Annotated in this window: 12 protein-coding genes; 10 read left to right on the top strand and 2 right to left on the bottom strand. The window is 67.5% G+C overall.

Going from position 1 to position 13,440, the window contains the following annotated elements:
* Positions 1 to 300 (top strand): flavodoxin-dependent (E)-4-hydroxy-3-methylbut-2-enyl-diphosphate synthase (locus tag F5972_RS27715; RefSeq protein WP_191910317.1); only part of this gene is annotated, 300 nt, incomplete at its 5' end.
* 64 nt (positions 301 to 364) lie between these two features.
* On the opposite strand, the gene F5972_RS27710 is transcribed toward F5972_RS27715, so the two are convergent.
* Positions 365 to 1,810, bottom strand: coding sequence for an MFS transporter (locus F5972_RS27710; RefSeq protein WP_150937417.1), 1,446 nt, complete (start codon positions 1,808 to 1,810; stop codon positions 365 to 367).
* Positions 1,811 to 1,878: 68 nt separating this feature from the next.
* The gene (locus F5972_RS27705) at positions 1,879 to 2,376 is read right to left on the bottom strand and encodes a PaaI family thioesterase (RefSeq protein WP_150937415.1); all 498 of its coding nucleotides are present in this window, start codon (positions 2,374 to 2,376) and stop codon (positions 1,879 to 1,881) included.
* A gap of 1,552 nt (positions 2,377 to 3,928) precedes the next feature.
* On the opposite strand from F5972_RS27705, the gene F5972_RS27700 reads away from it, so the two are divergent.
* The 9 genes from F5972_RS27700 to F5972_RS27660 all read left to right on the top strand — a co-directional run bounded on the left by F5972_RS27700 (position 3,929) and on the right by F5972_RS27660 (position 13,433).
* Positions 3,929 to 5,875, top strand: coding sequence for an ATP-binding protein (locus F5972_RS27700; protein WP_191910340.1), 1,947 nt, complete (start codon positions 3,929 to 3,931; stop codon positions 5,873 to 5,875).
* 288 nt (positions 5,876 to 6,163) lie between these two features.
* Positions 6,164 to 6,481, top strand: a complete 318-nt coding sequence (locus tag F5972_RS27695) for a putative quinol monooxygenase (RefSeq protein WP_150937412.1) — start codon at positions 6,164 to 6,166, stop codon at positions 6,479 to 6,481.
* Between the two features lie 35 nt (positions 6,482 to 6,516).
* Positions 6,517 to 7,245 (top strand): class I SAM-dependent DNA methyltransferase, encoded by a 729-nt coding sequence (locus F5972_RS27690; protein WP_150937410.1) that lies wholly within the window; start codon positions 6,517 to 6,519, stop codon positions 7,243 to 7,245.
* 262 nt (positions 7,246 to 7,507) lie between these two features.
* On the top strand, positions 7,508 to 8,227 hold the full coding sequence (locus tag F5972_RS37500; protein ID WP_191910339.1) for a hypothetical protein: 720 nt from the start codon (positions 7,508 to 7,510) through the stop codon (positions 8,225 to 8,227).
* Entirely contained in the window at positions 8,224 to 9,066 is an 843-nt protein-coding gene (locus F5972_RS27680; RefSeq protein ID WP_191910338.1) for a phytanoyl-CoA dioxygenase family protein, read from the top strand. The genes F5972_RS37500 and F5972_RS27680 overlap by 4 nt, the downstream gene beginning before the upstream one ends.
* A 17-nt stretch (positions 9,067 to 9,083) precedes the next feature.
* Complete coding sequence (locus F5972_RS27675; RefSeq protein ID WP_150937403.1) at positions 9,084 to 10,043, top strand: GNAT family N-acetyltransferase; 960 nt, start codon at positions 9,084 to 9,086, stop codon at positions 10,041 to 10,043.
* Entirely contained in the window at positions 10,040 to 11,272 is a 1,233-nt protein-coding gene (locus F5972_RS27670) for an MDR family MFS transporter (protein ID WP_150937401.1), read from the top strand. Before F5972_RS27675 ends, F5972_RS27670 begins: the two co-directional genes overlap by 4 nt.
* Positions 11,269 to 12,480, top strand: a complete 1,212-nt coding sequence (locus tag F5972_RS38400) for a GNAT family N-acetyltransferase (RefSeq protein ID WP_150937399.1) — start codon at positions 11,269 to 11,271, stop codon at positions 12,478 to 12,480. Before F5972_RS27670 ends, F5972_RS38400 begins: the two co-directional genes overlap by 4 nt.
* A complete protein-coding gene (locus F5972_RS27660; protein WP_225311951.1) occupies positions 12,477 to 13,433 on the top strand; it encodes a TauD/TfdA dioxygenase family protein in 957 nt (318 codons plus the stop codon). Before F5972_RS38400 ends, F5972_RS27660 begins: the two co-directional genes overlap by 4 nt.
* The last annotated feature ends 7 nt before the right edge of the window (positions 13,434 to 13,440 follow it).

Here is a 13,440-nt window from a genome sequence, read left to right as displayed (position 1 = left end):
GTCTACACCCTCGCCGAGCAGGTCCAGGCCGGGCTGGCCGGGCTCAAGGTGCCGCTGCGCGTGGCCGTGATGGGCTGCGTGGTCAACGGGCCCGGCGAGGCCAGGGAGGCCGACCTCGGTGTCGCCTCGGGCAACGGCAAGGGGCAGATCTTCGTCAGGGGCGAGGTCATCAAGACCGTGCCGGAGTCGCAGATCGTGGAGACCCTCATCGAGGAGGCCCTGCGCCTGGCCGAGGAGATGGGCGTCGAGGTGGACCTCGACGACGACGAGGCCGGCGGCCCCGAGGTCGTCGTCCGCTGATCGGCGGACGACGAGCCGCGGGCGGCACGTCGACACACGCCCGCTTCGTCCGCGACGACCACGCTCAGGCGGGCCGGGTCACCCGGGCCAGCCTCATGATGAGTACGGCGGCGAGAAGAAAGGCCGCCACCTCGAAGAGCAGCCCCCGCATGAGCCCGTCGCCCAGCTCGGAGAGCGACGCGGGCCCGCTCTCCGAGACGGAGAACAACAGGCCCATGACGACCACGCCGAGCGCGCCGCCGACCTGCTGAACGGTGGACAGCAGGCCCGAGGCCGCTCCCGCGTGCGCCGGCTCGATCCCGGCGAGGGCCAAGGAGAGCAGCGGGGCGATGACCAGCCCCATCCCTATCCCTGTGATGGTCAGGGGTCCCAGCATCCAGACGGGCAACGCCGAGGTGCGGGAGAGGGCCAGCGGAAGGAGCATCGACGCCGTGCCGGCGCAGCAGAAGGTGATCCCGGTCAGGACGGTCCGGCGGGCGCCGATGCGGGGCACGAGCTTTCGGGAGTAGGAGGACGAGGCCATCGCACCCACCGCGTAGGGCGTGACGCTGACGCTGGTCCAGAACGCCGACATGCCCAGCCCTCCCTGCAAAACGAGCGCGTAGTAGAGGAAGAAGCAGATGGCGCCGCCGAAGAAGACCAGATAGAGCAGGACGCCGGCGCGGAACCCGCCCTCGCGCCACAGTTGCAGGGGCAGCAGCGGCTCCGCGCCGCGCGCGTTCAGGCGTCGCTGCACGAACGCGAACGCCGCGAGCAGCAGAGGGCTGGCCGCCAGCATCACCCAGCCCCACAACGGCCAGCCCCGGCCGCGGGCCACGGTGAGCGGAACCGTCAGCGCCAGGAGCGTCAGCACGACGAGCACGACGCCGGCCCCGTCGATCCGCCGCCGGCCGGCCGCCCGGTCCGCGGGCACGAGCGTGTGCCGTACGAGGAGCACCAGGCAGACGGGCACGTTGACGAAGAAGATCAGCCGCCAGCTGAGTCCGCCGGGGTTCCAGGCGATCGCCACGCCGGCGATCAGGGGCCCGATGATCGTGGCGATCTGCATCACCGCGCCGAGCAGGCTCAGCGCCGACATCCGGCGCGCCTGCGGGACGGCGACCTGGATGGTCGCGACGACCTGCGGCGAGAGGAGGGCGGCAGACGCGCCCTGCGCGCCCCGGAAGACGATGAGTTGCAGGGGATCCTGCGCGACCCCGCAGGCGACCGACGCGAGCAGGAAGCAGACGGTGCCGACGACCACGAGCAGTCGCCGGCCGTAGATGTCGCCGAGCCGTCCGCCCGTGACGAGCAGGGAGGCGTACGCGATCTGGTAAACCGCGATCATAAGCTGGACCTCGCCGAGATCGGCGCCCAGGTCACGCTGGATCACCGGACCGGCCACGTTCATGATCGAGACATCGGCGAGGACCATGAAACTGGCGAGCATCACCAGTCGCACGGCCGATCGCGTGCGCCGGTCGTACTCCGCCCGGTCGTCCAGGGGGCCGGCCGCCGATTCCGTGACCATCCTCACTCCAGTCCCGATAGAGGAGAAATTCCGGCAGAAGAGAGAAACGGAAGCGTCGTCGCCTGGGATCAGTCCCGCCGGAAGCTGCGAATCATGAAAGTACCGGTTCCGTGCACGCAGAGTTTCGCGTCCGCTGTCCGGATTTCCGCGCTCGCGGTCGTGATCGTGTTACCGCGGTGCACCACGGTCGCCTCCGCGAGGACCTTTCCGCCGTCGATCAGCAACGGACGCACATAGTGGAGGCTGAGTTGCAGCGTGTTCACGTAATGGTTCTCCGGAAGAACCGTCAGAACCGCGGTGGTCAGCGCGGCGTCCATCAGTGCCCCGGCCAGTCCTCCATGTGCCGTCCCGGCATTGTTGCTGTGATATTCGGCCGGGACCACGGAAAGAACCGCCCGCCCTTCCTCGGCCAGTTCGCCGGTGAAACCGAGAAGCTCGCCCATCGGGGGTTTGGGCAGCTCGCCGCGGAACATCGCGCGTACCGCCTCCAGACCGCGCATCGTGAATGTCGCCTGTCCCGCGAGCTCCGGATCGGCCCACGAAATAGTACGTGTGCGCTCGGCCATGGTTCAGGCATGCCTCTCTTCCCGGTTCCGCCAACCCTTCCTACCACACCGCCTGCACGGTGGGAAGGCCTGTCCGCGGTGGGTGCGTATCATCTCGTCCGGGCCGGATAAAGCGAATCCCTCGACGCACCGGCGCAGGGTTCGGATACGGGTCGAAATGGCAGTCAACGGGGCATCGGAATCACCGAGGAGCCGGTGCGCGGCGCACTCCGCCGGCATCTCAGGGCCCGCAGTCGCCTGACCGCCTGGTAAGCGCCGGTCTTCTGCGGATAAATGGCATGCAGAAAAAGCGGGTGTGGCGAATCGGCCCGCGGAAATCCTCCGCCATCCGAACATGGCATTTTCCAAAAGTAGATGTGCACGCAGACGAGTGTCAACGTCGTCGCCTTAGCAGTAAATTGTCACTTCCTTCCGCCGGCCGGCGAGCGCGACGGGCGCGTGCCCGGGGACGGCCCCACGGCGTCCCGAACCCCCGGCGTAAGGCTGGGCGGCCGGGCCGTCGGCGGAATGCCGGCGGGGAAGCGGATCCCGACAGTGCGCAGGAACCGCCCGTAGGAGATCTCGCAGGTAGGCGGCGACCGGCCGCCCATGACTTCGGTGGCGTCCTTGGCCGCCCCGTCCCCGGCCCAGTCGGCCGACACCGTGCACGAAACGACATCAAGTGTGCAGAAAAAGACAAGACACTGAGGCCCGTCCCTTGCACACTGGTGCCAGCGGATGCCAGGGAAGCGGTCGAAGCGGATCGTTGCTCAGGATGAAAAGGGCCCGCTGTGCCCATCTTCGCGCCTAGGCACGGTTTGAACGTCGGCCTGGCCAGGGGCGAGGTCCTGTCGTCCCACACCGGCCTCCATGGTGTCGCTGTCGTCGATCGTGTACGTGCTCTCCTGGGCGGGACGCCGATTCGGAAACGTCCGCTTGTCGCTTTCCGGTAACGATTGACTCATTGCAATCATTTGTGCAAGCTTGTCCGTACTACGGGGAGTGATCACGGGTGCTGCATTCGCCCAACGGGGGTTGTGCCGGATGATGCCATGCCGTTCGAACTGGTATCGGCTGTCATTTACTGAGCATCCCTGTAGTCCGAAAACGGGCGGGTGTCTGTCATCTCCCGAGAAGTCGCAGGTGAGCCAACAGGAGATCACGGGGACGATCTCATGCTTATCCAGGTAGTGGACGAACATGGATGCGCGGATGACGGGGCGGCGTCATGAGCGGAGGCGCCTCGACGATGCCCTACTGGCTGCCCGCGATAGTGGGCAGGAAGAAGGAGTTGACCGTACTCAAGAACCTCATCACGGGTTCGAGAACACGTTTGGTGACGGTGACCGGGCCGCTGGGGGTCGGAAAATCACGGCTGGCCTTAGAGTGCTTCTCCGATATCGCCCCACGTTTTCCCGGTGGCGCCTACTTCTGCGATTTCACCGAATCGCATGACACCGGGGGGCCCGATAAGCCGGTGCTCGCCGCCGTCTCGGAGGGGTGGCCTCATGATCGTGCCGACACGGATTGGGGCGCGTTCAAACACGACGGCGGGAAAGGGCCCCGCCTGCTCGTGCTCGATCACTGCGAGACGGTCGGAGAGCCTCTTCGCGCCCTGGTCGCCGAGCTGCTCGCGTCCTGTGCCGATGTGAACGTGATCGCCTTCAGCAGGGAGCCCCTCCGCGTCTACGGCGAGTTCCTGTTCCGGTTGGCGCCATTGGCCACGCCGCCGCGCAGCGGCAGTTTCATCGAACTCGCGGGAGCGCCGTCGGTGGAGTTGTTCCTCGACATCGCCCGAGCCGTACGCCCCGAGTTCCAGCTCAACGAGGCGAACGTCCGCAGTGTCGCGGGGATATGCCGGGAACTGGACGGCCTTCCACTCGCCATCACGATGGCGGCGGCACGCACCAAGATCCTCGGCCCGAACAGTATCTACGCGGCCGTCCGTGAGGACGTGAACGACCTGTCGGGCGATTCGGCCGGAACTTTCGCCACCAAGTACGCGGACCTGCGGTCGGCTACCGAGATCAGCCTCTGCGGGGTCTCCGCCCGAGAACTGGCGATACTCTCCGACCTCACGGTGTTCTGCGGCTCCTTCAGCCTCTCCGCCTCGGCGGCCGTCATCGGAGCCGCGGAGGAGTCGTTCCACCGGCAGATGGAAAGTCTGCTGGACAAGAACCTTCTCCTCACCGTTGTGCGTCCGGACGGAGAGCTCATGTTCTCCATGCTGCGGACCACCCGTGACCACCTCCGCAGGCGGAGGAAGGGCGCCGGCCCAGGGGCCAGGAGCCGCTACATCTCCTATTTCCGCGGGCTGGCGAAGACGGCCGCCACAGCGACGGACGAGAAACGGCAGCAGTGCCGTGAGCAGCTCGTCCAGTCGCGCGAGGACGTCATCCAGGTCTGCCGGATGCTGATCGATCTGGCCGATCACTCGCGGGCCGTCGGGACGCTGCACCTGCTCCGCGACTGCTCCAGGAACGTGCTGCACACCCGGGACGAGCGGGGCATCCTCGACGAGGTGCTCCGCCGGGGGTCCCTCACGGACGCGGAAAGGGCGCGGGCCCTGCGCCTGCTGGGCGAGATCGAGAGCGCCGGCGACCCCGACCTCGCGCACCGGAGGGTGCTGGACGCGCTCGCGATCTCCACCGGTCTGCCCGACGCGGACGAGGTCGCTCGCTGTCATTCCCTGCTGGGCAGGGTCGCCCTGGTGAGAGGAGACCTGCGCGGCGCGGAAGTCTGCCTGAGCAGGGCGACCAGCTCGGTTTCCGCCACCAAGAGCTACCGCCACGCCCTTGAGGATCTCGCACAGGTCCACCTGTACGCGCACAACGCGCACATGGCCCAGGTGCTCGGAGAGAGAGCCCTGCGGGCGAACCTCGACGCGGGGGACCGCCCGGGCGGCGCGCTGTCCCTGTTCGTCCTCGCGGAAGTGGCGGCGGACGCCGGAGAGGTGGAGCGGGCCAGGGAACTCCTGTCGCGGGCCCTGTCCCTGCTCAGCTGGCCTGAGGACCGCGAGGAGGTGATCATCGGGCTGGAGCTGCTGGCCGTCGTGCTCGCCCGCACGTCCAAGACCGTCGAACAGTGGCGGCAGACCGCGAAGGTCCTGGCCGCGATCGCCGACGCGCACCACGACGATGAGCATCCGGTGCCTTCCCGCAGGCGGGAGAGGATCAACGAACTCGCGGACAAGGCGAAGCAGGTAATAGGTCTGTCCGGCTTCAAGGAGGAACGCGATGCGGGGATGCTCTCGACTCCCGTCGAGGTGTTCGCGGAGGCGCTCTCACGGCTGCTGCTGGAGCACGATCGGAGCGCGTCGTCACAGCGATGTCACGCACCGCTCACCGACCGGGAGTTCGAAGTGGCCAAGCTCGTGTCCCAAGGCCTGACGAACCGGGAGATCGGCCGCGAGCTCGGCATCGCCGAGTGGACGGTGGTCAACCATCTACGCAAGATCATGAAGAAGCTCGACTGCTCATCGCGAGTGTTCGTCGCGAAGTGGGTCCTCGACACCGACTAAGGCCACGCCCCCTGACAGCGGTGCGCGGCGGAGGAGGTCAGGAGAGATCGATATACGGGGTGCCCGAAAAAGCAATCACGATCCCGTCGCCAGGTTGGTGCGCAAGGTCGATGGAAATGCCCGCAGAATTTTCGTATTGCCATTCGGCGGGAAATTCGCAGGCGGAGCCCAGCTTGGCGATTCAGCGAAGTCAACACTGTTTCTGACCGTTTATACGAAGTATTGTAAGAAAGTGTCACGGCCAGGCTTACGGGTCTTCGGCGTCGTGTACGTATCTATGGGGGCAATGTGATCGTCTATCGTGTCGCCGTCCGAGTGCGGGCGGAGAAGCTGAATGTCGCCCGCGAGATGTTCGCCCGGCTGGCCACCGAGAGCCGCAAGGTCCCGGGCGTGATCCATTTCGACATCCTGCAGGATCCGGCCGATCCCCACTCCTTCGTCTCGTCGGAGGTGTACGAGGACCAGGCCGCGATCGACCGCCAGGAGAGGCTCCCCGAGCTGGACGAAGTGATGAGAGCGTTCCCGGAGATTCTCGTCGGCTGTCCGGACGGCACCAAGTTCTTCGTCTCCTCCGCGGAGCCCTGGCCCGCCGCCTCTCTCGGGTGACACCGGGGAAACGCTGAAAGGGGGGTGTTTCCAGCATGTACGCGCGCCTGGCGGAGGAGTACGACGCGCTACTGGGAGAGCTGGCGGAAAGCACATGGCGTCAGGGAATAGTCGCGGAGCTGGCCGGGCTCTCCCGCGGAACAGGAACTCGGATCGCCGACATCGGCGCCGGGACGGGCATCGGCGGGAGGCTGATGCGGGAACTGCGGCCCGATTTCCAGATCGTCGGCCTTGACCGGGCCGCGAGAATGCTCGAACGCGCGAGGGGAAGCTATCGGCGCACGGTCGTGGCGGACGCGTCGGAGGGGCTTCCCTTCGAGGACCGTGAGTTCGATGTCCTGGTCTCCGGATTCGACACGCTGAACTACTTCGACCCGGCGGTGCTCAGGGTATTCCTGGCCGAGGCCGCACGGTGCCTGCGCGAATTCGGGTTGCTGATATTCGATTATTCCTCCCCGCGGCTCCTGCGTGAGGAGTGGCGGGATCTGGAATACGAGGAGAATCATGCGGACGGCCGGGTCCGCTGGAGCCATCGGTACGACGCGTCCCAGGACCGGTGCGTCAGCACAGTGGAGCGTTATTCGGAGGGCGGGGAGCTCAAATGGCGTGAACAACACGTCCAGTACGCCCTGGACGCCTACTCCCTGGCCGGCCTCGCCGAAAAGCAAGGACTTTCGGTCGAACGCGTACGCAATCTCGACAAGCCCGTCTACACGCCCTTGGCGAACACCCACATCTGGGTGATGAGCAGACAGAGGTGCTGAGTTGGAGAGTCTTATCGCGGAGGTGGTTCACCATGGTTCGGAGATCGAGGTTCATCGTGTGTCACCGAGTTTCCCCGCGGCCCTCTTCCCGACGATGCGGCAGGATGGGGACGACGTCCATGGCAGTCACAGTCTCTTCTACCGACTACGGAGTCGGGGATCCGGAATCCTCCTGCGCAGCGACGCCGCCGCGGTCGTCCTCACCTGGCGGCCCGACGTCGGGCGCCTGGTCGCACTGCGGCCGGTAGGGCGGACCTCCGCCATGGCGGACCTACTGGAGCATGTCGCGAAACTGGTGTCCGACGTGCTGCCGGGAATTCCGTTCGTGGCGCGCTACTGTCTCGCCGATCTGACGGCCGCCCTGCGGGCCGACGGCTGGGGAGACGTCGTGGGCCCGTGGACGCCGGACGCGCCGTACGATGACGAGGCGTTCCCCGAGGTGATCGTCACCGCCGAGCCGCAGGCTCTGCCCGCCGGGCAGCGGCACAAATCGATCCGTGAGGCCGTCTTCGCGCACAGCCGACGGTTCACCTACCGAGCCGCCCCGAAACCCATGGGATGCGGAGAGGCCGACTTCGTCAACCGCCGGGCCGCGCGCGCCGACCAGTACGACGAGCACGAGCGGGGCTTCAACCGGTCGGCCGTCGCCGCGCTCGACGGCCCCGAGCACGACGCCCTCACCTACCACTATCTCTTCGAGGGCGACCGGCTCGCGGGTTTCGCCGTCACAGGGGACACGACCGGGACCTCCCACGGATACTTCCTGGCGGTGGAGGAGGTCCCCCGGCTGGCCACCTATTTCCTCTGGAAGATCTACCTGGAGGTCCGCCGCTCGGGTTCGGACGCCCTCAACCTCGGCGGTTCGGAAAGCGCGTCGCTGCACGAATACAAGACCCGCACGTTTCCCGACAGCAGGCAGCAGAGGAGCTACATGCTCCAGTACCGGGGCACCCGGCAAGCTCAGTTCGGAGTCCACGCATGAGCGTCAGCTACACCATTCACAATGCCGATGTACTGCAGCGCGAGCGGCGTTGCCCGTCACTGCTGACGGAGGACGAGTCCGCGACGTTCCTGGAGACCGGGGTCGTCGTCCCCGAGGCGAAACTCTCAGCGGCCCAGCTGCAGGTTCTGGAACAGGCCACGGACGCGCTGGTCGGGGCGCGCTTCGGCGACTCCGGCGAGCGGACCTACACCCAGGAGTTCGCGGGCCAGTACATTCGCGACCCGCACCGGCGTGATCCCCGGTTCCTGACGGTCCCGCTTCTCGACTATCCGCTCGCGGACACCGTCCGGAACCTGCTCGGGCCACGCATCGTGCTCCGCAATTCCAACATCAGGGTCACCCGCCCGGGATCGGGCGACGGAACGGTGTGGCACACGGATTTCCGGCCGCACGTGAGTCCTCCCCCTCCGCTCGGCGCGGCGCCGGCTGTGATCACCGTCCTCCTCTACCTCGATCCCCCGGATGCCGAGGTCGGACCGCTTTACGTCGTGCGGCGCAGTCACCTGCGCGCCGAGCAACCGGCTCCGGAGGCCCGCCCCCTGCCCGACGAGCAGGAGATGACGGTATCGCCAGGACAGGTCGTCCTGATGAACTCGGCCGTCTGGCACAGGGGCGGGCAGAACGTCAGCGCGAGCAGAACGCGAAGACTGATCACGCTGCAGTTCTCCACGGTCTTCATGGCCCCGTTCAACTTCGAACAGGCCGAGCCGTCCGCCGACTACCTGGCCCTGGTCGCAGACGCGTTCGGCCGCCGGGACGAGCCTCTGCTCGAACTGCTCGGCCTCGGCGGGCTCGATCCCAAGAACGTCGGCTACTGAGCCAGGGTGGAAGCGGTATGCGACTTGCTGAAGACCTGGGCCTGAGGGTCGGCACGCTCGACCTCGACGAGGCTCTGCCGGCCCCGCCGCCCGGAGATCCGCACGAACTGGACGTCGTCCGGGTCATGCATCCCCCCGCCGAGCGGTGGCCCGACCTCGTGAGGGCCGGGTTCACGCTGAAGCCGGGCTGGGTGACGTGGCTCCGGGGCACGCCGCAGTCGGACGAGGCGTATCTGGGCGAGCTTTCGGTGTCGGAGCGCCGGGCGTTCCGTAAGGCGCTCCGGTACGGTGCGGACGCGGCGGTTCGCATGGAAGTGCACCATCCGATCACCGAACGGGCGTACGACGATTTCCTCCGGCTCTACGTGGATGCCATCGCACGGATGCGCAGGGGGCACAACTACGCCGAGTCGCTGCGTGACCCCATCCTGGCCGCGCCAGGCACCTCGATCGCCGTCATCGCGTACGTGGAAGGCAGGCAGGCCGGGGCCTGCGTCTGCCAGCTCCAGCAGAACGGGTCCACGGTCTACCTGCGCTACATCGTCACCGAGCCCGAGGCGCGGCGCGCCGGGCTGTCCCGTCTGCTCCACCTGCGGATCTTCGAGGTGGCGCGCGAACTCCGCCGAGACCTGGTGAGCCTGGGCAGCGACCCGACGCTGTACGGCCACTTCTGCGAGCCGGGCCTTTTCAGGTTCAAGAGAGGAATGGGATTTGTGCCTGTGCCGTCGCACGCGTTCATGCCGGGAAACGGCTGGAACGAGGCGGAGCTGGTACTGAGTCTGGACAGGCTGCCCGACCCGTCGTTCAGCCTGTGCTACGACCTGAGCCGCGAGGCGGTCCCCGTGCCGTGGTGTCAGGACGGAGTGACCGCCCCGCCGCTCCGCGGCGATGTGCTGAGCGCGAAGAGCGAGGTCGACGTACGCCCCTTCCAGGCCGATTTCCTCACCGATGTCCGATCGAAGGTCCTGCGCCCATGACGAGCGACATCGAGACGCCGATCCAGCCGCGCAGCGGTGTTCGCGGCCTGCCCGGAACCTTCTGGTGGCTGTGGCTCGGGCTGCTGGTCAACCGGGCCGGCGGGTTCGTCGCGCTTCTCCTCGCCTTCTATCTGTCGGCCCGCCTCCACTACTCTGCCGCCCTCGTCGGTCTGGTCCTCGGGACGCTGGGCCTGGGCGGTGTCATCGGTGTGCTCGTGGGCGGGAAGCTCGCCGACTCCTGGGGCCGGCGTGCCACCATCGTGGCGGCGAACCTGAGCGCGGGGGCGGCGCTTCTCATACTGGGATCCGCGCGGGCCGTCTGGCAGATCCTGGTGATCGTGCTGGTCCTTGGGGCGGTCCAGAACATGCAGCACCCCGCCTACTCGGCGATGCTGATCGACATACTGCCGAAGGAGGACCGGGTCCGGGGGTTCAGCCTGAACTACTGGGCGCTGAACCTGGCGATCACGTGCTCCGCGGCGCTCGGCGGTCTCCTCGCGGGATTCGACTTCCACCTGGTGTTCGTCATCGACGGCTGCACGTCGCTGGCGATGGCCGTGATCGTTCTCCTGCGCGTTCCGGAGACCCTGCACCGGGAGAGTCCGGGGGCTTCCGGAGCGGAGCGCTCGCGGGCACCGGGGCCCTTGCGGGACTCCGCGTTCCTGAGCCTCGTCGTGACCGCCACCCTCTGCGGTCTCCTGTTCGCCCAATACACCTCGACGCTCCCGCTGGTCATGCAGAGGAGCGGCTTCCCACCCTCCGCGTACGGGATCGTGGCGGCCCTGAACGGGCTGCTCATCGTCGCCGGGCAGCTCCTGGTGCCGCGTCTGCTGCGGCAGCGGGACTCGTCGCGGGTGCTCGCCCTGGCCGCGGCGATCATCGGCCTGGGATTCTGGCTCAACGCCTGGGCCTTCGACCTCTGGACCTACTCGCTGTCGGTGGTCGTGTGGACATTGGGCGAGATGTTGTACTCGCCGTCCGCCGCCTCGTTGTCCGCGGAGCTCTCGCCGGTGACCGCCAGAGGAAGGTATCAGGCCGCGATGGGGCTGTCCTGGTCGCTCGGGGGACTGCTGGCCCCGCTCACGGGCGGACTGGTTCTCGATCGGCTCGGCGCCGGGACCCTGTGGTCGTGCTGTCTGCTCGTCGGCCTTTGCGCCGCGACGCTGAATCTGCTCACCGTCCGTCTCCGGCGCGAGCGGATCGCGGTGCTGAGTCGGGAGGCCGCATGACACGGCTGCAGGTGTCAGCGGCGACCACTATCGACTCCGTGGGGCCGGAGCGATGGCGGCATGTGGCGGCGGGTCTGGGACTGTACCTCAGCTACCCCTGGCTGCGAATGATCGAGGACGTCCAGCGGGAGCAGGCGGACATCCGGTATGTCCTGGTATCGCGGGATGGTGAGCTGCTGGGGGCCCTGCCCACCTACCTGTACGCGAAGCCGCCGGCCGACGGCTTCTACGATCCGGTACGCCAGTTCCTGTTCCCCCCGGAGGCGTCCTTCCTCCTCCCGCCGGGAAACGCGGGAGGTGAGAGCGAACGGTACGCCGAGTGGTATCCGGTGCTTCTGGGCGGCTCGGTCTCCGCGTTCGCCAATCACCTCGTCGTGAGGCGGCGCCTCTCCGCCGAACTCCAACGCGAGGTCGTCGAGTGCCTGGTGTCCGCGTTCCTGGACCGCATGCGGCAGAGCGAGGCGCGCAGCGCGGCGTTCATGTACCTCTTCGACAGTTCGGTCGGCCGGGTGAGGCATCTCCTGCCGGAGGCCTCCCTCGTCACCTTCCTCGGAGCCAGAGCCCGTATCCATCCGCCTGCGGGTGGTTTCGACCGGTACATTCAGGCGCTTTCCGGTAGTTACCGCCACGTCGTCAGGAAAGAGGTCCGGCGGTTCTCGAGCAGCCTGGAACTGCGCAGGTACCGGCTGGGTCAGGTGCGGAACGAGCTTCCCGCCCTCGTCGCCGCGCTTCAGCGCAAGTACGGGCACGCGGCGGACGAGAGAGAGGTGGACAGGTCGCTGTCCCTGCAGTCCCGGCACCTGGACCGCCACAGCGTCGTGCTCTGCGCCGAAGCCGACGGCCGGATCGTCGGCACCTCCCTGTCGTACGACTGGGAAGGGGTGGTCTTCGTGCGAACGGCCGGGTTCGACTACCCGGCCCTCCCCGGGGCGTACGAGTACTTCAACCTGGTGATGTACGGCCCCATCCGTTACGCGCAGGAGAAGGGGCTGCAGGCGGTCGACCTCGGCGTGGGCGCGCTGCCCGGGAAGGTCAGCCGTGGCGCACGCCTGACGCCCGTGCGATGCCTGGTGATCCCACCCAGATCGCTGGGGGACGACCTGGCGTACGACCTGGCGGTCCAAGCCGCCACCGCCCAGTCGCGCTGGCAGGAGGACAACCCCTTCTGCCTCGGCGACGACGAGCTCTCCGGAGGGATTCCGCTGTGATCGATGTCAGACGGGTGGCTGGGAACATCGGTGCCGAGATCTACGGCGTCGACCTCTCCCGGGCGCTGCCGGCGGAAACAGTCTCAGCCGTACGGGCTGCCCTGCTGGCGCACAAAGTACTGTTCTTCCGCGACCAGACGCTGGACCACGCGGCGCACATCGCGTTCGCCCGCAACTTCGGCCGGCTCACCTACGCGCATCCCTACCACAAGCCCGCGGCCGAGGAGTTTCCCGAGATCCTCACAATCGACCCCCGCCCGCTGGAGGACGAGCTCGGCAGAGACCACGAGGAGGTGTACCGCCGACGCCGCAGGGCCCACTATTCGGGCTGGCACACCGACGTGTCGCCTGCGGTCAACCCGCCGGCGGCGGGCATACTGCGCGCGGCGGTGGTCCCGGAGTACGGGGGCGACACCCAGTGGACCAATCTCGCGGCGGCGTACGCGGGGCTGTCCGACCCGATCAGGAGCTTCGCCGACACGCTGCACGCCGAGCACCGCTTCCTGTCCGGCTTCCAGATGCTGCCCGGAGACCCCGAGGTCGAGGCGCTGGTGAAGATGACGGAATCGGATCCGCTCATCGCGATCCATCCGGTCGTGCGCGTGCACCCGGAGACAGGGGAGAAGGTCCTGTTCGTCAACCCGTCCTCGGTGGCCCGCATCGTGGGCCTGTCCACGGTCGAGAGCGAACATCTCCTGAGGTTGTTCTACGAACAGCTGGTCAGGCCGGAGTACACGGTCAGGTTCCGCTGGGAGCCCGGCAGCGTGGCCTTCTGGGACAACCGGGCCACGGCTCACCTGGCGGCGGAGGACACCGCCCGCATTCCCGCTCGCCGGACTCTCTACCGGGTGACCTTGCTCGGAGATCGTCCGAAGGGCCCGGACGGATTCGAGTCCGAACTCGTCTCCGGCCGTCCCTTCGCCGCTCTGGGGGAGGGCGCCCCGGTGCGGTGAGCCACGA

This window comes from Microbispora cellulosiformans, from assembly GCF_008728085.1.
GTDB classification, from domain to species: domain Bacteria; phylum Actinomycetota; class Actinomycetes; order Streptosporangiales; family Streptosporangiaceae; genus Microbispora; species Microbispora amethystogenes.
Note: the sequence above shows the minus strand (reverse complement) of the source record. Positions and strands in the feature narration are given on the sequence as shown.